Annotated in this window: 16 protein-coding genes; 10 read left to right on the top strand and 6 right to left on the bottom strand. The window is 70.5% G+C overall.

Annotation, left to right across the window (positions count from 1 at the left end; all coding sequences use genetic code 11):
* The first annotated feature begins 3 nt into the window (after nucleotides 1-3).
* Nucleotides 4-558: an ATP/GTP-binding protein gene (locus EV371_RS23470; protein WP_130463962.1), complete on the top strand. Its 555-nt coding sequence runs from the start codon at nucleotides 4-6 to the stop codon at nucleotides 556-558.
* Between the two features lie 181 nt (nucleotides 559-739).
* On the opposite strand, the gene EV371_RS23465 is transcribed toward EV371_RS23470, so the two are convergent.
* From EV371_RS23465 to EV371_RS23450, 3 genes are all read right to left on the bottom strand, one after another.
* Nucleotides 740-1,522, bottom strand: a complete 783-nt coding sequence (locus EV371_RS23465) for a hypothetical protein (RefSeq protein ID WP_207230582.1) — start codon at nucleotides 1,520-1,522, stop codon at nucleotides 740-742.
* A 47-nt stretch (nucleotides 1,523-1,569) separates the two neighbouring features.
* Nucleotides 1,570-3,291 (bottom strand): hypothetical protein, encoded by a 1,722-nt coding sequence (locus tag EV371_RS33915; RefSeq protein WP_207230581.1) that lies wholly within the window; start codon nucleotides 3,289-3,291, stop codon nucleotides 1,570-1,572.
* 687 nt (nucleotides 3,292-3,978) lie between these two features.
* Nucleotides 3,979-5,544, bottom strand: coding sequence for a pectate lyase family protein (locus tag EV371_RS23450; protein WP_130463960.1), 1,566 nt, complete (start codon nucleotides 5,542-5,544; stop codon nucleotides 3,979-3,981).
* A 1,074-nt stretch (nucleotides 5,545-6,618) separates the two neighbouring features.
* Here EV371_RS23450 and EV371_RS23445 point away from each other — a divergent pair.
* From EV371_RS23445 to EV371_RS23430, 4 genes are all read left to right on the top strand, one after another.
* Nucleotides 6,619-7,920 (top strand): extracellular solute-binding protein, encoded by a 1,302-nt coding sequence (locus EV371_RS23445; RefSeq protein WP_130463959.1) that lies wholly within the window; start codon nucleotides 6,619-6,621, stop codon nucleotides 7,918-7,920.
* Between the two features lie 120 nt (nucleotides 7,921-8,040).
* Nucleotides 8,041-8,988: a carbohydrate ABC transporter permease gene (locus EV371_RS23440; protein WP_130463958.1), complete on the top strand. Its 948-nt coding sequence runs from the start codon at nucleotides 8,041-8,043 to the stop codon at nucleotides 8,986-8,988.
* Nucleotides 8,989-8,991: 3 nt separating this feature from the next.
* The gene (locus EV371_RS23435) at nucleotides 8,992-9,906 is read left to right on the top strand and encodes a carbohydrate ABC transporter permease (protein WP_486484762.1); all 915 of its coding nucleotides are present in this window, start codon (nucleotides 8,992-8,994) and stop codon (nucleotides 9,904-9,906) included.
* Complete coding sequence (locus EV371_RS23430) at nucleotides 9,903-11,900, top strand: beta-L-arabinofuranosidase domain-containing protein (RefSeq protein WP_165436819.1); 1,998 nt, start codon at nucleotides 9,903-9,905, stop codon at nucleotides 11,898-11,900. Before EV371_RS23435 ends, EV371_RS23430 begins: the two co-directional genes overlap by 4 nt.
* On the opposite strand, the gene EV371_RS23425 is transcribed toward EV371_RS23430, so the two are convergent.
* On the bottom strand, nucleotides 11,855-13,954 hold the full coding sequence (locus EV371_RS23425; protein ID WP_349339625.1) for a cellulase family glycosylhydrolase: 2,100 nt from the start codon (nucleotides 13,952-13,954) through the stop codon (nucleotides 11,855-11,857). The two genes, EV371_RS23430 and EV371_RS23425, sit on opposite strands and share 46 nt — an antisense overlap.
* Before the next feature lie 290 nt (nucleotides 13,955-14,244).
* A complete protein-coding gene (locus EV371_RS23420) occupies nucleotides 14,245-14,940 on the bottom strand; it encodes a fibronectin type III domain-containing protein (protein ID WP_130463957.1) in 696 nt (231 codons plus the stop codon).
* Nucleotides 14,941-15,125: 185 nt separating this feature from the next.
* Between EV371_RS23420 and EV371_RS23415 the strand changes: the two genes are divergently transcribed.
* The 4 genes from EV371_RS23415 to prfH all read left to right on the top strand — a co-directional run bounded on the left by EV371_RS23415 (nucleotide 15,126) and on the right by prfH (nucleotide 19,024).
* Complete coding sequence (locus EV371_RS23415; protein WP_130463956.1) at nucleotides 15,126-15,836, top strand: ThuA domain-containing protein; 711 nt, start codon at nucleotides 15,126-15,128, stop codon at nucleotides 15,834-15,836.
* Nucleotides 15,806-16,924, top strand: a complete 1,119-nt coding sequence (locus tag EV371_RS23410) for a Gfo/Idh/MocA family protein (RefSeq protein ID WP_130463955.1) — start codon at nucleotides 15,806-15,808, stop codon at nucleotides 16,922-16,924. Before EV371_RS23415 ends, EV371_RS23410 begins: the two co-directional genes overlap by 31 nt.
* Nucleotides 16,925-17,141: 217 nt before the next feature.
* Complete coding sequence (locus EV371_RS23405) at nucleotides 17,142-18,335, top strand: RNA ligase RtcB family protein (RefSeq protein ID WP_130463954.1); 1,194 nt, start codon at nucleotides 17,142-17,144, stop codon at nucleotides 18,333-18,335.
* Nucleotides 18,332-19,024, top strand: coding sequence for a peptide chain release factor H (gene prfH / locus EV371_RS23400; protein ID WP_130463953.1), 693 nt, complete (start codon nucleotides 18,332-18,334; stop codon nucleotides 19,022-19,024). Before EV371_RS23405 ends, prfH begins: the two co-directional genes overlap by 4 nt.
* Nucleotides 19,025-19,066: 42 nt before the next feature.
* Here the strand turns inward: prfH and EV371_RS23395 are convergent, their stop codons facing one another.
* Entirely contained in the window at nucleotides 19,067-20,482 is a 1,416-nt protein-coding gene (locus tag EV371_RS23395; RefSeq protein ID WP_130463952.1) for a substrate-binding domain-containing protein, read from the bottom strand.
* A 391-nt stretch (nucleotides 20,483-20,873) separates the two neighbouring features.
* Here EV371_RS23395 and EV371_RS23390 point away from each other — a divergent pair, with 391 nt between their 5' ends.
* Nucleotides 20,874-21,728 carry a Scr1 family TA system antitoxin-like transcriptional regulator gene (locus EV371_RS23390; protein ID WP_130466159.1) on the top strand — a complete coding sequence of 285 codons (855 nt, stop codon included), beginning with the start codon at nucleotides 20,874-20,876 and terminating at the stop codon, nucleotides 21,726-21,728.
* The last annotated feature ends 49 nt before the right edge of the window (nucleotides 21,729-21,777 follow it).

Here is a 21,777-nt window from a genome sequence, read left to right as displayed (position 1 = left end):
AACGTGGAGCGCAAGTCGGTCAAGGTCGTCGTGGCGGGCGGCTTCGGTACGGGCAAGACGACTCTGGTCGGCTCGGTCAGCGAGATTCCGCCGCTGACCACCGAGGAGGTGTTGACGCAGGCGAGCGTCGGTGTGGACGACATCACCGGGGTGGAGGGCAAGACGCGTACGACGGTCGCGCTCGACTTCGGACGGATCACCATCAGCGACGACGTGGTGCTCTATCTGTTCGGCACCCCGGGGCAGGACCGGTTCTGGTTCATCTGGGACGAACTTGCGCAGGGCGCGGTCGGCGCGGTCGTGCTGATCGACACCCGGCGGCTGGACACGAGCTTTCCCGCCGTCGACTACTTCGAGCGACGGGGCATCCCGTTCGTCGCCGCCGTGAACCGGTTCTTCGGCGAGTGTCTCTACACAGAGGAGGAGATCCGGGCCGCGCTGAAGCTCGACGAGGCGGTGCCGTTGCTCTGGTGCGACGCCCGGGACCGGGAGTCCAGCAAGCGGGCGCTGATCGGACTGGTCCGGCACGCGCTCGCCCGGATGCCGGTCCCCAACTGACGCAGCCGGTCGAGTCGCTTCGAGCGGATCGACCGGCCGTTGGCGGTCGGGCATCCACCGCGTGCCGGGTGCGGGTCGGGGGGCCTGGGCGGCCAGTTTCCGGTGACGAAGTCATGTGGGCGTCACCCGGCGACTTCCCGGCGGTGTGCGACGGACCTGGGCCGACGGCCCCGGATCGGGCTCACACACCAAGTTGCCCGGACCACCGGGCGAAGGCGGCCACCAGGTCGGCCGGTGCGCCGGCCTCCTGAAGACGCCGTGCCTGGCCCTCGGCGTACCGCCGGTAGAGGTGGCGCAGACCCGTCACCAGGAGCGGGCGGGCCTCCGCCGGGTCCAGCGGCGCTCCTGCCCGCACCCTGGCGGCAAGCCGGACCAGGGATGTCGCCGGGACGTCGGGCTGAGCCAGATACCAGGTGATGGCGTGGTCGTTGGTGGCGGCCCGCCCCATGGTCACCGCGCTGCTGTAGAGGAGGCGGACCGGGAACAGTACCGCCTTCGTGAACCACACCGGGTCGTCGAGAAGCCGGCGGGGTCGATGGATCTCGGCGATTACCTCGTTGGTGGCCAGGACGTCGACGGCGAACCGCGCGCTGTCGACGAGCAACTCGCCCGCGGTGGGGATGGCGACCTGCCGGGCCACGTCGGAGCCGAGCAGGAGTAGACCGTGACTGGCCAGGTCGAGGCGGTCGATGGCGGGGAACCGTCCGTCGTCGAGGCCATGGCGGAGCGCGGCCAGGGAGCCCCAGAACACCGAGAGCCTGCGGTGCAGTTCAGCACGCTCACGCAGGCCCTGGCTCGTCTCGGCGATGGTGTCGGCGTCGCCGGCACGGGTGTCGGTGAGGATCACCGCCAGGTCGATGTCGCTGACGGCGGGGGCATAGCCGCCATGTGCGAGGCTGCCCAACGCGTAGGCGGCGACGAACCGGTTGGCCAACACCGTCTGGTAGGTGTGTGCAGCCTCCAACGCTGCCGCCCGCGCCGCAGCGGCCGGATCGGACCCTGCGACAGCGCTCACGTGGCGGTGTCGCGAAGGGCGCACTCGGCGATGCGGTCGGAGACCAGCGTGATCACCTGCCAGGCACGGTCGAGTACGGCGACGATCTCGCCCACGGTCCAGTCGGTGCGCTGCCGGAGGATCTGGTAGCCCATCTCGAGGTGCTCGACATCGGCCTCGTCATGCAGCGAGAAGTACGGGTCGTTGGGGAAGGCACGGACACCGGCCTTGCTGAGGGCGAGGCTGCCGGCCTCCAGGGCCAGGTGCGCGAGGATCGCGCGCTGCACCCCCGGAAGGGTGGCGAACTGATCGACGAACCAGGACGCGCCGGCTTCGATGACCGGATCCCAGACCACCCGCTGGTCCTCGGCCCGGGTCCGAGCCAGGATTTCGTCGTGGCCAATCTCCTCCTTCTGGTGTTCGAGGGCGATCGCCCGCAGGGCCGGGTCGGACTCGTACGTGACGCGGGCGCTGATCATGCGCTGGAACGCGTTCGACCACGGTTGCAGGTAGGTCAGGACGCTCTTCTTGGTGATGTCCGGCGTCGTCTCGTCCGTCAACAGCCGGATGAGCTTCGACGCCTCGTACTCCTCCTGCCGCGCGGCGTTGTAGTCGGCGACGCGCTGCACGTCGGGATGGGTCAACACAGGTTTCCTCTCCACGAGGTCGGCGGGTGGGACCGGCAGGGGCGTGGGTTGCGGATAGACGGGGAAGCGGAAGTAGGTGGTGAGGTCGGCCTGCCGGCGCGCGGCTCGGTAGCTGATCAGTTCCAGCAGGCCCTGGCTCTCCGCCAGGCCCGTGGGGGCCAGGGCGGCGGTGACGGCGTACAGCGGTCCCGGATCCATCCCCTGACGGCGTAGCAGGTCCGCGGCGCGGCCCACTGCCTCCTGGTCACCGGAGGCCAGGCTCGACATCCGCAGGTACGTCGCGGACTCGGCGGCCCGGCGTAGCCCGGACCGGAACGCGAGGCAGGTCAGGGCCTCCCTGCCGGCGTCGGCCCGCTCCCCGGTCAGTGTCCGGTACGCGATCAGCGCCTGGTCGGCGTTGTGGTCCAGCGCCACCGACGCCATGCGGTTCAGTTCGTGGATGTCGGCTCCATGGTTCCGGTAGTAGATCTTCGCCCGGGACTCCACCGAGTCGGTCAGGTCGAGACCGAGGAACTCGACCTCGCGCCGGTCGCTCCGGCCGTCCTCGTCCACCCGCCGACGGGCGTCGTCCCACGCCTGCGCCATGCCCAGCCGCTCCATTGCCCGCGCCAGTGCGGTGAACCGCTGTTCGGCAGGCCAGGTGTACAGACCGAAGTACGCCTTGTGAACGACTCGGTCGGGCGGGCGCCATGCCAGTGAGTACCACAACGGTGCTGTCGCGAAGATCTCGTGCACCTGGCGGAAGCGCCGCGCCGTCACGGTCGGGCCATCCGCGTCGGACAGGCAGTCGAAGAGCATCCGAATCTCTGGCCGCCCCTCCGACCAGTTAAGTGACATCTCGGCCGGGAACCCGTCGGCGGCGACGAACGATGGTTGGCGGGGCACCGCGCCGATTCGATCGCTGGCCCAGCTGGGGAGTATCTCGCGCAACTCCTGTGTGGTGCGCGCGGCCTCTTCGGTCGGCACGGCGAGCGCATCGCACGCGCCGATCCACAGTCCACACAGGAACTCGTCGAACCGCAGATCTGGCACGCGGCAGCCCTCGGACCACGGGACGGTCACCGTCCGGTCCGGCCGATGATCCGACTTCATGCGGCATAGGGTGACCCAGTAAACCCTGGGTGTCAATGTGAAGAAGACGCTTTCAAGCATGTAGCAGGGCAGCTCCCCGAGCATAAGACCCGGCCGAGGCGTCGCCCATTATCGCGCAGCGTAACATTGGCGAGTCCCTATACTTCTCTGCGTGGCGGTGAACCTTTCTGTGAGGTGCGCACATGCCGCATCCGGTTGCTGGTGGTAAGGATTGCCGGTATGGGGTCGATCACCGAGAGCGAACAACATCGCCGGAGATCGGAAGGTGAGCAGGGCCGTACTGAGGCGGTCCCGGGCGCCGGCGCGCGGATGTCGAGGCGGCCGTGCCCGCCGAGCGGTGGCCGAGGGTGGGCATCCCGAGAATCGGTGTGCGTGCGAAGGTCGTTTCGAGGGCCATGCCAGTGGGTCGCATGATGCGGAGATAGGCGATGTTCTGTCGAGTGAGACAATTGTCACAATGGGATCCGCAGGCCCGTGCGGTGACGGCGTAAAGGGGATTGTCTGTCGATTCCAACCCCCGTTGTCCGGTCGGAATCGCTTACGGCTCGCAAGTCGTGGTCGGCCGGCAGGCACAGCGGCGGGACCGTCATGTCCGACGGCCCCGCCGCTGTGCCGGTCGATCGGTGACCGGCGGCGCCCGCGCCGGGTGGATGTCGCTGTCGGTGAACCCGGCAGCGCTACCGCGCGTTACCCGGCGTAGGTCTCGAACTCCGCGATGGCCGGCGTGCCCGAGGAACCGGTGATCTCAAAAGTGATCTTGCGTAGTGAGGTCGCCGGGAAGGTGATGACGCCCGCTCCGTTGCCGGAGGTCAGGACGGCGCCGGTGTCGTGGTTGAGCACCCGCCAGGAACCGATGGCGCCCGTCGCACCTGACGCCTCACGGATGTTGATCCTGGACACCGTGGTGGCCGAGCCCCACTTGATCGAGATCGAACCGGTCGAGCCGACCGGCGACCAGTGGGTGCCCATGTCGCCGTCCCGCACGTTGCCGTAGCTCGTCCCGCTGGCCTTGCTGGAGCCGTCGGAGCCGGCGCCGATGCTGAGGTTGGTTCCGCTGGGCTGCGTCGGCGTCGGGGCGGTCGGGGTCGGCGTGGGGCGCGTCGGCGTCGGCGTCGGCTGGGTCGGCGTCGGGGTGGGCCCCTGGGGCGCGCAGTTGCCGTCCGACACCCGCAGGCCCGTGTTGGCGCCTGCCGTCTGGCGGACGATGTCCGGCACGCAACCGGCCCCGTCCAGGCGGTAGGAGTACGGGATGCTGACGGTGGTGTTGGACTGCGGGTTCGGGCCGGCCGGGTTGGTGTCGCCGCCCGGGCTGGACCAGGTCACGTTGTCGAAGATGTTGCCGCTGACCTGCCAGTAGCCGGCCTCGTCGGTGTAGAAGGTGCCGAGCACGTCCTTCGAGTTCCGGAAGTAGTTGTTGTCCACCTTGGCGCGCGCCCCGGCCCGGGAGTTGATCCCGGACTCGTGGAGGTCCACGTAGTGGTTGTTGTAGATGTGCGCGATGCCGCCACGGAGCAGCGGAGTACGGGAGTCGATGTTCTCGTACAGGTTGTGGTGGAACGTGATGAAGCCGTTCGAGCGGTCGCTCTCGCTGGACCCGATGAGGCCGCCGCGGCCGGAGTTGCGCAGGATGCTGTACGACAGCGTGACGTACTGGGTGTTGTCCTTCATGTCGAAGAGCCCGTCGAAGCCCTCCGACTCGCCTCCCGACGCCTCCAGGGTGACGTGATCCACCCAGACGTTGCGCACGTCGCTCTCCATGCCGATGGCGTCACCACCGTTGGACGTGGGCGAGCCCGACTTCTTGACGTTCCGGATGGTCACGTTCTGGATGATGATGTTGCTGGAGTCCCGGATGTGGATGCCGAGCTGGTCGAAGAGGGCCCCGCCGCCGACCCCGACGATCGTGACGTTGCTGATCTCCTTGAGCTCGATCTTGTCGGCGGCGGTGTTGCAGCTGTCGCCGGAGACCTTGCTGGTGTTCCCGTGGTTGATGGTCCCCGAGACCTCGATGACGATCGGGGTACTGCTGCTGGCCCGACCGCACAGGGCCGCGTGGATCGCGGTTCCCGTGCTGGCCCGCACCGTCTGCCCACCGGCACCGCCGGTGGTCCCACCGTTCTGGGTCGCGTAGCCGGTGGCACTGCCGGACGCCGCCGATGCCTGGGGCGTCGGCAGCGCGACGCCGAGCGCGGCCATGACGGCCGTGCTGGCCAGTGCCGCCTGGAGTCGTACCGGGACTGGTCGTCGTCTCATCTTCGCCTCACCTTCGTCTCCAACTGCTGGGTGTTGCCAGGTACATCCCGGATGCGGCCCGCCGGGCCCTCCCGGCTGCCGCCCCGCCGCCCGTCGCCGGTCAGCCGAGATGGGCGGGCTCTTGCGTACGCGCGGATCGGGGCACGCTCCCGCGGCGGCCCGGACTTTCGCCGGCGGCGCGCCCGCCGCCAGCTCACTGACGCCGGCGGGTGGGACGTCGACGTCAAGGCGCATGGAAAGCGCTTTCCAGTGCAAGGATAGGGAATCGTCTATCGATCTGGCAAGATCGTGCCCGGATTGCGGTGGAGTACGCCAGGGTTCCTTCCGAGCGAGCGCGAGTGCCGGCCGGGCAGGCCGGTCGGCATGGTCTTCGCCGTGCGATCCAAGTCGGGACCACCGGCTCGGAGCCGGACCGAAAAGGCTTTCAGGGTGGTCCCTGCGATACGGGCTCCCGACCGGCGCGGAACCGGTCGAGGTACGGCGGGAGTCGCGCGTGACGTTGGCGCGCTGGCGGGCGGGTCGGGAGAGAGCGTCGGGCTGTCGATCCCGGTCGATGATCCGTGGACCGGCCAGAAATCTACTGTTGACACGGCCGTAGTCGGCAACCAGAATCCTCCGAAAAGGTTTTCGGAACCTGGCGGAGGCCGGTGACCGCAGGCCCGGCCGGTCGGGGTGGAACGGGGGTGACGCAGGTGGGCATCGTGCTACGACGAGGAGGTACCCGAACAGGTCGCCGCACAGTCCCGCGAGGTGTGCCGGCAGCTCGTCGATGGCCTGCCGGCGTCGCCTGGCTGTACCCGTTCTCCCCGGCGAGGATGTGGATCGCCGGCCTCTCCGGGACGTCGCCGTGACCGACGGCGACAAAGGTCGGCGCCGAGGCGATGCTGGACGTCTCCATCGCCGAGCTGTCCGATGTCGACGGCTCGTGGTCGACGTCGCGACCGACCACCGCTCGTTCGCCACCGCCTGTGCTGGAAAAGCGGCAACCCACCGGCTGGCGCAGCGGCTGTGGCCGCCCGGTTCACCGCACCACGGGGAGAACGCTCACATCTGAAGACGAACCCGAGGAGAATCATGAAGAGAAGATCGGGCGGGCGGACCGCCCTGCGATCGCTGGCCGGAATCCTCGCGACGGCGCTGATCCTCAGCTCCGCGGCCTGCGGTGACGACGGGCCGGGCGGCCAGGGTGACGTGGCCGAGGCCGGGCCCACCGGAGTCGACGACGGCAGCGAGCTGACGCTCTGGACCCGGGCCCCGCTGGAGAAGCAGGCGAAGCTTCTCGTCGAGGCGTACAACGCCGGTCACCAGAACCGGGTCAAGCTGACCGTCGTACCCAACGACGACTACGTGGCGAAGGTGGGCGCGGCGGCCGGTTCCGGCGGCCTGCCGGACCTCTTCGCCGCCGACATCGTCTACGTGCCGAACTGGGTCAACCAGGGACTGTTCCAGGATCTGACCAGCAACATCGACGGCCTCGACTTCAAGGACTCCATCAACAAGGGCCACCTCTCGGCCGGTACCCGGGACGGCAGGTCGTACGTGCTGCCCTTCGTACTCGACCTGTCGATGCTCTTCTGGAACAAGCAGCTGTTCAAGGACGCCGGGCTGGACCCGGAGAAGGCACCGGCGAGCCTGGTGGAGTACGCCGCGGCGGCGAAGGCGGTCCAGGCCACGAAGAAGCCCGGCGTCTACGGTACGGCCGCCGGGCTGAACTGCGGCGGATGCCTCGTCTTCACCTGGTTCCCGTCCATCTGGGCCGCCGGTGGCGAGGTGCTCAGCGACGACGGCACCGAGTCGAAGCTGGCCGACGAGGTCGCGCAGCAGGTGTACCGCACCTGGGCAGACCTGTGGAAGTCCGGCGCCGTCCTGCCGGCCTCGGCCAGCGAGACCGGCCCCACCTGGACGGCGGCGTTCACCGAGGGCAAGGTCGGGCTGATGTTCTACCCGGCGACACTGCTGTCGTCCACCCCGTTCGACGTCGGCGTCGCCGGCATCCCAGGCCCGGACGGCGGAGCCTCGACCTTTGTCGGCGGCGACGGCATCGGCGTGTCGAAGGACTCGAAGAAGGCCGCGCAGGCCTGGAACTTCCTCAGCTGGATGATGTCCGAGGAGGCCCAGGTGGAGGTGCTGGCCAAGAACAAGGATGTGGTGTCCCGCTCCGACCTGGCGAACAACAGGTACGCCACCCAGGACCCCCGACTCGTCACCATCAACCAGGTTGCCGGCAAGGGCGACACCCCGGTCGCGCTCAACTTCCAGCAGGCCTTCAACGCGCCCGGCAGCCCCTGGCTGACCCTGGTGCGCAACCAGGTACTCAACGGCGGCGGTGACCTCCAGAAGGACAACGGCGAGATCACGACGGTACTCCAACAGTAGGCAGCGCCGCCGAGGGCGTACGCCGGGCCGCCGTCCCCGCGCGGACCGGTGTACGCCGGCCACACGGCGCTGCCAGCGCGCCGCCGATCCGGCCCGTCGCCGATCGATCGAGGAGTTGAGATGAACGTCAGCGCACCGGCAGGCCCACCCAGTGCGGCGATCCGCGGTCGGCTCCGTCCCGGTCGGCTCCGTCCCGGTCGGCTCCGGTCCGGCCGGCGACAGGCCCTGCTCGGCTGGATCTACGCCACCCCGACCGCGGCGTTCGTGGTGGCGCTCTTCGTGGTGCCGCTGCTGCTCGTGGTCAGGATGTCGCTGTCCCGATGGCCGCTGCTCGGCGGCGACCAGGGGCTCAACGCGCCGGAGAACTTCAGCAAGGCGGTCGAGCATCGATTCTTCACCGACTCGGTGGTGTTCACCCTCAAGTACACGGTGATCACGACCGTGTTGCTGCTGCTCCTCGGTCTGGGGATGGCCCTGCTGGTCCAGGAGTCCAGCCGGTGGAACAACCTGCTCCGGGCGTCGTTCCTGGTGCCCAGCGCGCTCGGACTTGCCTCGGCGTCGTTGCTGTTCTACGTGCTCTACTCGCCGTACGCGAGTCCGCTGGCCCCGGTGGTGGAGCGCCTCGGCATCACGTTCCTCGGCTCGCCGAACGCCGCGCTCTTCTCGACGGTGTTCCTCATCGTCTGGCGCTACGCCGGCTTCTACATGGTGCTGATGCTGGTCGGGCTGCAGAGCATCCCGGCCGACGTCTTCGAGGCGGCGCGCTCGGACGGCGCCACCCGCTGGCAGACCTTCCGCAGCGTCACCCTGCCGCTGCTCCGTCCGACGCTGGCGTTGACCACCGTGCTCTGCGTGACCGGCTCGCTGCTCGCCTTCGAGCAGTTCTACATCCTCACCAAGGGCGGCCCAGACAACAGCACCATCACGGTGGTCCAGCTCATCTACATGATCGCCTTCCAGGGGCAGAACGACCTCGGCGTCGCGGCGGCGCTCTCGGTCATCGTGCTGGCGGCCCTGGTCCTCATCAACGCGCTGCAACTGCGCGCCTTCCGGTCCGAGGAGAACTGAGCCATGACCGTGGACTCCAGCCGTACCAGGGCCGCCGTCGCCGGCCCGCCCCGCCCACCGGGGAGGGCGCCGACCAGACCGGGGCCGCGCGGCCTCACCATCGCCGGCGTCGCGTACCGGACGCCCTACTGGGTCTTCACCGGAGCCGTGGCGGTGGTCTTCCTCTTCCCGCTGGTGTGGACCGCCGTCGCCTCGGTCTCCCCGCAGGCGGGCACCAACCAGGCCTCCGGGTGGGGCTTCGGCAACTACACCACCCTCGCCGACTACCAGGCCGGCGTCTGGCGCTACCTCGCCAACTCGGCGTTCGTCTCCCTGCTGACCGTCGCGCTCACGTTGCTGATCTCGCTTCTCGGCGGGTACGCCTTCGCGCGGTTCCGCTTCCCGGGCCGGAACATCCTGTTCCTGCTCACCCTGGCCATCCTGATGGTTCCCTACGCCACCCTGCTCATCCCGCTCTACGTCCTGCTCAACCAGGTCGGACTGCAGAACTCGCTGGTCGGTGTCGCCCTGGTGCTCACCATGTTCCAGCTGCCGTTCTCCACCTTCCTGATGCGCATCTCCTTCGAGGCGGTGCCGCGGGAACTCGACGAGGCGGCGAAGGTCGACGGCTGCTCGTCGTTGAGCGCGCTGTGCCGGGTGCTGGTACCCGCGGTCAAGCCCGGCCTGATCACCGTGGGACTCTTCGCGTTCCTCGCGGCCTGGAACGACTTCATGGCGCCGCTGATCCTGATCAACGACTCCGAGCGGATGACGCTGCCGCTCGCCGTGGCCAACCTGCGCGGCCAGGTCCAGGGCGTCGTCGACTACGGCGCGACGGAGGCCGGGGTCGTCGTCCTCGCGCTGCCGTGCGTCGTGCTGTTCCTGCTGCTCCAACGACACTACGTGCGCGGATTCATGTCCGGCGCGCTGAAGGGATGACCATGGCACCCAGCGCCTCCACGGCGGCACCCGTCCTGCCGAGCCGCGGGCGGCTCCGGCCGCTCGGACTGGACGAGGTCCGTATCACCGGCGGTTTCTGGGCCGAACGGCAGTCCGTCAACGCGACGGCCAGCCTCGGGCACATCGCGCACTGGCTCGAACGGGCGGGCTGGATCCGCAACTTCGACCTGGTGGCCGCCGGCGATGTGGCCGGGAAGCGCCGCGGCCGCGAGTTCTCCGACTCGGAGGTCTACAAGTTTCTGGAGGCGATGGCCTGGGAGATCGGCCGCGGCGGCGACCCGGAACTGGAGGCGAGGTACCGTGCCGTCGTGCACCGGGTGGCCCGGGCGCAGGACGCAGACGGCTATCTCAACACCATGTTCGGGCACGCCGGCCAGCCACCGCGCTGGTCCGACCTGCGATGGGGGCACGAACTCTACTGCGTGGGCCATCTCCTGCAGGCGGCCGTCGCGCGGGCCCGTACCCGGCCGGACGCGGACGACGGGCTGGTGGCGATCGCCCGGCGGGCCGCCGACAACGTCTGCGAGACCTTCGGACCGGACGGCGTCGACGGGCTCTGCGGGCATCCGGAGATCGAGCCCGCGCTGGTGGAGTTCGCCCGGGTCACCGGGGAGGACCGCTACCTCGACCAGGCGGCGCTCTTCGTCGAGCGGCGCGGCCACGGCCGGCTCGGCGACGTGGAGTGGGGCCGGGAGTACTTCCAGGACGATATCCCGGTACGCCAGGCGACGGTGCTGCGCGGGCACGCGGTCCGGGCGAACTACCTCGCCGCCGGCGCCGTCGACGTGGCTGCCGAGACGGACGACCCCGGCCTGCTGAAGGCGGTACGCGACCAGTGGCGCACGGCGGTGGCCCGGCGCACCTACCTCACCGGTGGGCAGGGCTCCCGGCACCAGGACGAGGCGTTCGGCGAGGACTGGGTACTGCCGCCCGACCGGGCGTACTCGGAGACCTGCGCCGGGGTCGCGTCCGTGATGCTGGCCTGGCGGCTGCTGCTCGCCTGCGGCGACTCCGGGTACGCCGATCTCATCGAGCGGACGCTGTTCAACGTGGTGTCGACCTCACCGGCGGCCGACGGGAGGAGCTTCTTCTACACCAACACCCTGCACCGGCGGGAGCCCGGCACCGTGCCGGACGCCGACCGGCCCAGCATCCGGGCCGCCGCCGCCCAGCGGGCGCCGTGGTACGAGGTGTCGTGCTGCCCGACCAACGTGGCGCGCACCCTGGCCAGCCTGACGGCCTACGTCGCCACCGGCGACGACGAGGGCCTGCAGATCCACCAGTACGTGCCCGGGACGATCACGGACCGCCGGGTGGACGGACCCGGGCGGCGGATCACCGTGGCCACCGGCTATCCCGTCGACGGGGAGATCCGGGTACGGATCGACGGCGCCGACGACCGCCCGTGGATGCTCGCGTTGCGGGTGCCGGGCTGGGCGGAACAGGGTGCGACCCTGACCGTCGACGGGCAGACCCGGCCGGTACGCCCCGGCTACGCCACCGAACGCCGGGTGTGGCGGGCCGGCGACGAGGTGGTGTTGAGCCTGCCCATGGCGCCCCGGTTGACGTACCCGGACCCGCGCATCGACGCGGTGCGCGGCTGCGTCGCCGTGGAGCGTGGCCCGCTGGTGTACGCGGTGGAGTCGGTGGACGTGCCGGGCGGCGAAAGCGTCGACGACCTTCGGGTCGACCCGAGCAGGCCGCCCACGATGGCCGGCGACCGGGTCGTGCTGCACTGCGTGCGGATCGACCCGTCGGACCGGGACTGGCCATACCACGGGACGGCGGACGAGGCGGAGCGGGATCCGGTCGAGGTTCCGCTGGTCGCGTACCACGCCTGGGCGAACCGTGGGCCCTCCACCATGCGGGTCTGGATCCCGACGAGCGGAGAGTTGCCCGGACGGGGGGACAACCGGCAGCTGCCGGGTCACGAGGTCGTGCCGGTGACGTTTCCGCCCGACTCGGTGACGTGATAGGTGACGGTCGTGCCGCTCCAGAAGTGGAAGGTGAGGGTGACCCGCTGCCCGTCGTTCACCTCGGCGAAGAACTCGGGCTTGAGCGTGATGGAGTTCGCGTCGTAGTTCGGGGCGAAGGCGACGTCGAACTCCTTGAACGAGGTCCAGTTGTGCGGGCCCGCGTTGCTGCCGTCGGCGTACTTCGCCTCCATGGTGGCGAGCTGGTCGCCCCGGAACTGGGTGGGTATCGCGAACGAGCCGGTCGGCCCGGTCGTGTTGGCCAGCACCGGTGGGTCGTAGCTGATGATGCTGATCCGCCACGGCACGCCCTGGGAGAACCGCGCCTGGATGTTCGCGTTGACGCCGTACGCCCGGGAGCCGACCAGCCGGGTGACGGCGGCGGCGGTGAGTGTCAGCGTGGTGCCGGAGACCGTGTAGTCGGCGCCGTTCGCCAGCTCGGTGTTGCCGTGGCGCAGCCCCTGGAAGGTGCCGCCGTTCAGGTTGAGCGTCAGGCTCTTGCCGCTGATCGCGCCGGTACGCGGCACGTACACCTGGTCGCTCGACGCGGTGCCGGAGCGGGTGGTCCAGCTCGACCTGATCTGCGCGAAGAGCTCCGGGTCGCTCCACCGGAACGAGGTGCGGCCGAAGTGCTGCCCGTTGTCCCACAGTTGGGTGGTGATCCGACGGTTGCGCGCGTAGTAGCCGAGGTACTCGAAGAACTTCAGCTTCTCGCCCTGCTGCACCGTGCCGGTGTGCCGGTCGAAGCCCAGCAGTCCGTACTCGCCGATGATCACCGGGATGCCCCGGGAGACGAACGCGTCGTGGACCCGGTCGAAGACGCCGGTCAGGTCCTGCTGCACGGTGGCGTCGAAGCGGGTGCCGCCGGCGACGTTCACGCTGAACGGCCAGTACCCGTAGAAGTGCACGGTCGCGATCAGGTTGGGGTCGTTCAGCGTGTCGAAGGTGCCGACCAGCTCGTCCACCCGGGCCTGGTCGGCCGAGGTGTGCAGGGTCGGCAGCACCAGCAGCCGGGTGGCGTTGCCACCGCCGGACTGCCGGACGATCCGGTGGAACGACGCGTTCAGCTCGTGCAGCAGTTCGGCGTTCTGGGCGTCGCCGGAGCTGCCGGTGAACTGCGGCTCGTTGACGCTCTCGAAGGTCAGCCGGGGTGAGGCGTCCCGGAACGCGGCGGCGATCTGCGTCCAGAGCGCGTTGTAGCGGTTCAGGACGTTCGCGCGGTCGGTCGGCATCGTGTTGATCCACTGCCACGAGTCGTGGTGAATGTTGATCATCACGTAGAAGCCGTCGTCGAGCGCCCAACCGACCACCTCGCGGATCCGGTTCAACCAGGCCGCGTCGATGGTGTAGTTCGGCGCCGCGCCGTGGTGGTTGCTCCAGGTGACCGGGATCCGGATGCTGTTGAAGCCCTGGGCCCGGACGTTGTCCAGCAGCGCCTGGGTGACCCGGGGGTTGCCCCAGGCGGTCTCGTCGGTACCGACCGCGTCGAAGGAGTTCCCGAGGTTCCAGCCCGGCTGCATCGCGGCCACCGCCGCCATCGCGTTGCCGGCCGGCGGCGGCGTGGTCGGCGGCCGGGTGCTCGGCGGCGCGCTGGTCGGCGGTCGGGTGCCGGGGGTACCCCCGACGTCGCCGGTGCAGGCGACGCCGTTGAGCGTGAACGAGGTGGGCGCGGTGTTCGTGCCGGTCCACGAGCCGTTGAAACCGAACGACACGGTGGCGTTGGTCGCGATCGTGCCGTTGTGGCCGGCATTGGTCGCGGTCACCTGGCTGCCCGAGGAGGTGACGCTCGCGTTCCACGCCTGGGTGACCCGCTGCCCGGACGGGAACGTCCAGACCAGGCGCCAGCCGCTGACCGGGTCACCGAGGTTGGTGATGCCGACGTTGGCGGTGAAGCCACCCGGCCACTGCGCCGAGGTCGAGTACGCCACCCGGCAGCCGGCGGCCGCCTGGGCGCTGACCGCCACCGTCACCCCGGATACCAGCAGTGCGGCGGCGCTCGCCGCGACCAGACCGACCCGCCATCGGGCGCTTCGCGCCCTGCTCCACAGACTCACAATGGTCTCCTTGCCGGGATGTCGCGGCTGGAAGATGCGGGGTACGGGCCGCGGACGCCGCAGTGCTCGGAGAGCCGACATTAAGTTTAGATGCCAAACTTTGTCAATTGGCGTACGCCTATCCGGCTCCCGGTGTGGGTGGGGCGCCGGCACGGCGACGCTCGGCATCCGGGGTCAGGCGTCCGGACCGTCGGCGCCGGTACCCGAGGACTGGACCGTCGACCCGGAGTCGACAACGTCATGATTTGTCGGGCACCGGATGCCGGACGTGACCGGCCGGGGGCTGTCGGTCAGAGCCTCGGGCTCGGCGGCGGCAGTGAGTCCACCGCGATCCCGATCCGTGCCGGGGCGGAGAAGTTGCCCGAGCTGTCGAAGGCCCGCACCTCGAACTGGTAGCTGCCGTAGCCACTGTAGACACCGTAGGCGACGGGGTGGCCGACCAGGGTGACCCGGGAGATGCTTCCGCTCTGCCGGACCTCGTATCCGGCGACGAAGACGTTGTCCCGGGTGGGGTTCCAGGTGAGCCGGAAGTAGCCGTCCTGTGGCCTGGTGAGCCGAAGGCCGGTGGGAACCGTCGGGGGATCGCTGTCCGGCAACGAGCCCAGCTTGACGATCGCGAACGGGGAGGAGTTGCCGGCGGCGTCGACCGCCCGGATCCCGAAGGTGAAGATCATCGGCGGTGGGACCGGCATCGTGTGGCTCGTGCCGGTGGTGGTGGCGATCCTGCTGCCGTTGGAGAAGATCTCGTACCCGGTCACGCCCCGGTCGTCGGACGAGGCGTCCCAGAGCAGGGTGAGGGTCTGGCTCCCGAACACGCTGCGCGGGTGTGCCGGGATGGTCGGCGGGCTGACGTCCGGCCCGCCGTCGGAGCCCGGCACATCCATGGCCGCCCGGGCGGACGTGGGAGGCGGCAGCATCGCGCCGCCGAGCGTCAGTGCCGCCGCCAGGGCCACCGCACCCGCCCGGCGTCGCGTCAGGATCGTCATGGGAACACATTAATAATGTTCGATGTCAACGGCAACCGTCCCCCGTCCGCCGGGGCCGGAATCACCGTGACCACGCAGACCGGGCGGGCTACGGTTTCATCGATCGACAAGGCCGGGCACCGGCGGCGCGCCGGCACGGTGGCGGCACGAATCCGCCCGGGCGACGGGCCGGAAGAGGAGTGAACGTGGCACAGCGCAGGGCACTGGTGGTCCGCGGCGGGTGGGAGGGGCACCAACCGGTCAAGGCGACGGAGCTGTTCATCCCGTTCCTCGAACGCAACGACTACGCGGTGCGGGTCGAGGAGACGACCGAGATCTACGCCGACGCCGCCGAGCTGGCCGGCACCGACCTCGTCGTGCAGTGCGTGACGATGTCACAGATCACCCCGGAGCAGTTGGCCGGGCTGAGCACCGCCGTCGTCGCCGGCACCGGTTTCACCGGCTGGCACGGCGGCATCGCGGACTCGTTCCGGGCCTCCTCCGACTACCTGCACCTGGTCGGTGGCCAGTTCGCCACCCACCCGGGGAAGGAGCCCTGCGAGCGGCACGGCGGGGAGCAGGACAACTTCCTGCCGTACCGGGTGAACATCACCGAACTGGGCCGGGAGCATCCGGTCACCGCGGGGATCGAGGACTTCGACCTGGTCACCGAACAGTACTGGGTGCTGCACGACGACCTGATCGACGTGCTGGCCACCACGACACACCCGACCCGGGAGTGGCACCCGTGGCCCCGGCCGGTCACCTCGCCGGCGATCTGGACCCGTCACTGGGGTGCCGGGCGAATCGTCGTGACGACCCCCGGACACAGCCTCGACGTGCTGGAGCACCCGAGCGTGCGTACCGTCATCGAGAGGGGGATGCTGTGGGCGACCCGCACGGCGTCGGCATCGTAGGGCTCGGGGTCATCGCCCGGGCGTACCTGAGCACGCTGGCCGACCTTCCCGGGCTGCGCATCGTCGCGGTGGCCGACCTGGACGCCGCCCGGTCGGCGGCGGTCGCCGCCGCGCTGCCCGGCACCGAGGCGCTCGGCGTCGAGGCCCTTATCGACCATCCCGAGGTGCGGACGGTGCTCAACCTGACGATCCCCGCCGCGCACGCCGAGATCTCGCTCGCCGCGATCGACGCGGGTCGGAACGTCTACGTCGAGAAGCCGCTCGCCGTCACGTTTCCGGACGGTCGCTCGATCGTCGAGCGGGCCGGCTCGGCCGGGGTCCGCCTCGGGTGCGCGCCCGACACCGTGCTGGGCACGGGTACCCAGACCGCCCGCGCGGCGATCGACGACGGCCTCATCGGGCGCCCGCTCTCCGCCTCGGCCGTGATGGTCACGCCGGGGCACGAGCGCTGGCACCCGCACCCCGACTTCTACTACGCCCCCGGCGGCGGTCCACTGCTGGACATGGGCCCGTACTACATCTCCGCCCTGCTCCACCTGCTCGGGCCGGTACGCGCGGTGGTCGGCGCGGGCAGCCGGCTGCGCGCCGAGCGTGTGATCGGGGCCGGCCTGCGCGGCGGCCAGCGGATCCCGGTCGAGGTGGACAGTCACGTGACCGGCGTGCTCGAACACGTCAACGGCGTCCTCTCCACCATCACGACGAGCTTCGACGGGGTGGCGACGACGGCCGCGCCGATCGAGGTGCACGGTGAGACGGGCAGCCTCGCCGTACCCGACCCGAACCACTTCGACGGCGAGGTCCGGCTCTTCCCGCTCGGCGGCGCCGGATGGCGGACGCTCGAACCACGAGCCGGCTACGCCGACGGCTCCCGAGGACTGGGCCTGATCGACCTGGTCGGAGCCGACGACCGCCGTCCGCCACGGTCCGGCGGCGAGGTCGCGCTACACGTGCTGGAAACGATGACCGCGCTGCTGCGGTCGGCCGCCGAAGGCCGGCGCATCGAGCTGACGACGGTGGTGGAACGGCCGATACCGGTCGGCTACACCCGGGCCGAGGACTGGCGGGGACAGCCGGCGGTCGCGAACTGAGCCGGGCGGACGGCGGCGGCACGCCGGCCGACCAGGCTCCGGCGCCGGGACCGGCGCCGAAAACCGGTTGCCGTGGCCGGCGGGCGGCAGCAGGGTGGGGGCATGACGTTCTGACGGGCACTACCCCGGTCGAGTGAAGCTCCGTGCCCCCGCCGTGCCGTCGCACCCCGGGGAGCCGTAGCGCCGTCCGTCCCTCCCCGCTGGAAAGTGAGCGTCGTTGTCCCAGCAGAAGTCCCGGCCGGATTCCGCAGCGTCCGCCAGGCCCGCCACCGTCACCGTCTTCGCCTCCGCCCGCAGTTGGATCGAGTCGGACGCCGTCGACCAGTGCCACCAGGTGGCCGCGCTCGACGGAATGGTCTCCGTCGCCGGCATGCCCGACCTGCACCCCGGCAAGGGCGCCCCGATCGGCGCCGCGATGGCCTCGACCGTGCTCTACCCGTTCCTGGTCGGCTCCGACATCGGCTGCGGCATCGCCGTGTTCCCGGTCGGTCTGAAGCGGGTCGTACCCGAGCAGATCGCCCGCCGGTTTCCCGACCTCGACGTCCCGCTGGACCCGGACCGGGACGCCGACGACCCGGCCTGGGCCGCCGTGGACGCCGAGATTCCGGCCGGCTACCTCGACGGCCTGGGAACGGTGGGTCGGGGCAACCACTTCGTGGAGCTGGCGCGGATCCAGACCGTCCTCGACCCGGGCCACACGGCCCGGCTAGGGCTCGCCGCCGACGACCTCGTCCTGATCGTGCACAGCGGCTCGCGAGGGCTGGGCGAACGGATCCTGCGGGCACACACCGAGCGGCACGGCGCCGGCCCGGCCACCGACCCGGCCGACTACCTCGAACTGCACGACGCCGCCGTACGCTGGGGGTCGATCAACCGTCGACTTCTCGCCGCCCGGGTGCTGCACGCCCTCGGCGCCGAGCCGACCGACCCGATCGTCGACCAGTGCCACAACCTCGTCGAGTTCCGCGACGGGGCCTACCTGCACCGCAAGGGAGCCGCGCCGGGCGACGGCCGGGACGTGCTGATCGCCGGTACCCGGGGCACCTGCTCCTATCTGGTGGCCGCGCATGCCGGACCGCACGCCAACTTCTCCGTCGCGCACGGCGCCGGTCGCAAGATGTCCCGGGCCGACGCGCTGCGCCGGGGGCGGACCAAGCACACCGTCGCGGAACTCCGTCGTACCCCGGTCGGGTCGCTGGTGGTGTGCGGCGACCGTCAACTGCTGTTCGAGGAGGCGCCGACGGCCTACAAGCGGATCGAGCAGGTGATCGCCGACCTGGTCGAACACGGACTCGCCACCCCGGCCGCCACGACGGTTCCGCTGGTGACGTACAAGACGATCGACAGGGGTGGCGACGCCCGCCCCCGGCGGGACCGGAACGACCACCGCCGGGGCAGGGGGCGGTGGTGAGCGCGGCGGGGCACCGACACCATCTGCTGATATCGGCCGGACGAGGCCCGCAGGAGTGCACCTGGGCGGTCGCCCAGTTCCTGCACCGGTTGGAGGCGGACGCCGGCCGGCAGGGTCTGGACACGTCCCGGGTCGAGACCGTCCCCGGCGACCGACCCGGCACCTACCGGTCGGTGCTGCTGGGGATCTCCGGAGCCGGTGCCGGGCAGTTCGCCGGCTCGTGGACCGGCACCCTCTGCTGGCAGGCGCCGAGCCCCTACCGGGCGAGCACCGGCCGGAAGAACTGGTACGTGATCGCCCGCCCCTGCGAGGTCGACGTTCCCCGGACGTCGTTCGCGGAGACCGACGTCGACATCGTCGGCTGCCGCACCGGCGGCCCGGGCGGGCAGCACCGGAACAAGGCCAGCACCGCCGTACGGGCCACCCACCGTCCCTCCGGGATCGTCGTGGTGGTCGACACCGAGCGGCAGTTCAGTCAGAACCGTCGCATCGCCCTGGAGCTGATCCGGCAGCGCCTGGCGGACGGCGACCAGGCGGCGGGCCGGGCCGTCGACACCGCCCGCTGGCGCATCCACGACGAACTCGTCCGCGGCGACCCGGTCCGGGTCGAACGACCGGACTCCCGGGCCGGCGCGGTTGCCGGCGGACCGCACCGGCAACGCCGCCGCCGACCTCTTCGGCCAGGATGAGATCTTCGGCATTCCCGGCCTGGTGCTCGGTGACCGGACCGGTCAGGGTTGCGGTGGCGGCGACGTGCTCTCCCGGACGATGAGGGTGGTCGCCAGTTCGAGCCGGGTCTGCGCCGGCGGTACGCCCGAGGCCAGCGCCAGGACGAGTCGGGCCGCGGCGGCGCCCATCTCGGTGAGCGGCTGCCGGACGGTGGTCATCGGTGGACCGCACCACCGGGTGTAGGAGATGTCGTCGAAGCCGACGACGCTGAGGTCCTCCGGGATCCGGATCCGGGCCTGGCGGGCCGCCTCGTACACGCCGAGGGCCTGCAGGTCGTTGCCGCAGAGGACGGCGGTGGGCGGGTCGGGGAGCCGCAGCAGTTCCCGGCCGTGGTTGAGGCCGTCCTCGAAGGCGAACCACTGACCGGTGCGGACCAGCCGGTCGTCCAGCGGTACCCCGGCGGCGTCGGTCGCGGCCCTGGCACCCTCCAGGCGGGCCCGGGCGGAGAGGCGTTCGGTCGGTCCGGTGATCACGGCGATCCGCCGGTGACCGAGGTCGAGCAGATGCCGGGTGGCGGCGATGCCGCCGCTCCAGTTGGTCGCACCCACCGACGGGACCGGGTGTTCCGGCTCGCCGGTCGGGTCGAGAGCGACCAGCGGAATGCCGCTGGCGGCCAGCGTGGCGTGGTGTTCGGGGGTGAAGCCCAGGTGTACGGCGACCACGCCGGTGGGACGCCGGGCCAGCAGGTCCTGCGCCCAGGAGCGACCGGTCGACACCTGGTGGAACACGTCGCTGAAGACGACGGCCAGCCGGTGCGGGCCGGCCACCTCCTCGACGCCCTGCATGATCTGCACCGCCAGGTGGCTCTGCATGCCGTAGAAGAGCACCTCGATGCTGGCGGCCCGGACGCCGCTCTCCGGGCGGCGGTAGGGGTGCTCGCGCAGCACCGTCTCCACCCGGGCCCGAGTGGCCGGCGCGACGTCACGACGCCCGTTGAGCACCTTGGAGACGGTGGGTGCGGAGACCCCGGCGAGGGCCGCGATCGCGGCCACCGTCAACTCGCCCTGCCGGCGCCCGCGCTGCCGGCCCGGCGCCGGCTTGCCCCGCCCCGGCGGGACGGTTGGGATGGTGTCGGCGATCTCGGCGGCTGCCCGCCGGTCGGTGAGCCGATGGCTGGAACCGGCTTCGACCGGGTGATCCGGGCGGCCTGGAGCACCGCGCGGACGTCCGGACGCGGCTGGCCCGTCCGTGCCGGCCGGTGCCGGGCGGTGGCGGGATTCGTCGACCTTCGCGAGCAGTCGGGCCCGGACCGCCTCGGCGTCGCGTGCGGCGGTCGGGCCGGCGGGGACCGTCTCCACCAGGTAGCGCCGCTTCCTGGTGACCGGGTCGAGCCCGGCGTAGACCCGCACCCGGAGTGACCCACTGGGCAGCGTCTCGACTTCGCCGCGGGCGCGCCGTGGCGAGGAGGGGGCCGGCATGGAGCTAGGCTAGCAGAAATCCTGCTCCTCAATTGACGGATCTGGCTCCACGAATTGCTCCACCTGAACTGACGTGCGCGAATATCCGACGTCCTCGGGTGAGGCTGCGGCAGCGGGATTTCCCCCAGGTCAGTACGACATGCCTGGCGCGGGCGATCGCCGATACCTCGGCCGTCGACGCTCTGGTGTGCCGGCGGGTTTTGATCCGAACACTTTCGAATCGGATTCCTAAATGCTCAGACCACCGGGACGGACCATCCGGTCGGTGATCTCCGGAGGTGGCCGACCGGTAGCTCTGGCGTTTCCGCAATGGCATGCTTGGCGTCGGGAAGCAACCCGGAGGTGTGGGGTGAGCGGATCGGCACAACCGGACGGATCCGGCGACGGCCCGATGGCCGTACGGATCCTGGTCGGAGCCCAATTGCGACGACTGCGTGAGGAACGGGGACTGACCAGGGCGGAAGCGGCCGAGCCCATTCGCGCCTCGGAGTCGAAGATCAGCCGGATGGAGCTGGGCCGGGTCGGCCTCAAGGAGCGAGACGTCCTGGATCTGCTGTCGCTCTACGGCATACACGACGAGCGGGAACGGGCGACGCTGCTGGCCCGGGTCCGCGAGGCCAACACGTCGAGCTGGTGGCACCCGTACAGCGACGTCACGCCGAACTGGTTCCAGCGGTACCTCGGGCTGGAGGCGACGGCGACGCTGATCCGGACCTACGAGGTCCAGTTCGTTCCCGGGCTGCTGCAGACCGAGGAGTACGCCCGGGCGGTGGTGCGGCTCGGTCACGGCTCCGCCCGGAAGGACGAGGTCGCGCGCCGGGTGCGGCTGCGGATGGAGCGACAGCAGTTGCTGAGCCGGCCGGATCCGCCGATGCTCTGGGCGGTGGTGGACGAGGCCGCGCTGCGCCGCCCCGTCGGCGGCACGCGGGTGATGCGCGACCAGCTCGAGTCGCTGCTCTGCACCGTCACGAAGATGGCGAACGTGCGGCTGCAGGTGATCCCGCTCGCCGCCGGGGGGCACGCCGCCGCCGGTGGTGCCTTCACCATTCTCCGCTTCCCTCAGCAGGAACTGGCCGATCTCGTCTACATCGAACAGTTGACCAGTGCGCTCTACCTCGACAAGCGCGAGGACGTCGACCGCTACTTCGAGGCGGTGAACCGGTTGTTCGTCGAGGCCGCGCCCCTCAAGGACACATTCCAGATCCTGGATCGGATCATCCGCGACCTCGACGAGACGCCCCGGTGACCGCAGGTATCCTGGGCCACCGCCACATTGTTCGGCCGACCGGAGGGTT

This window comes from Plantactinospora sp. CNZ321 (genome assembly GCF_004217235.1).
This window is presented reverse-complemented; position numbering and strand designations above follow the sequence as displayed.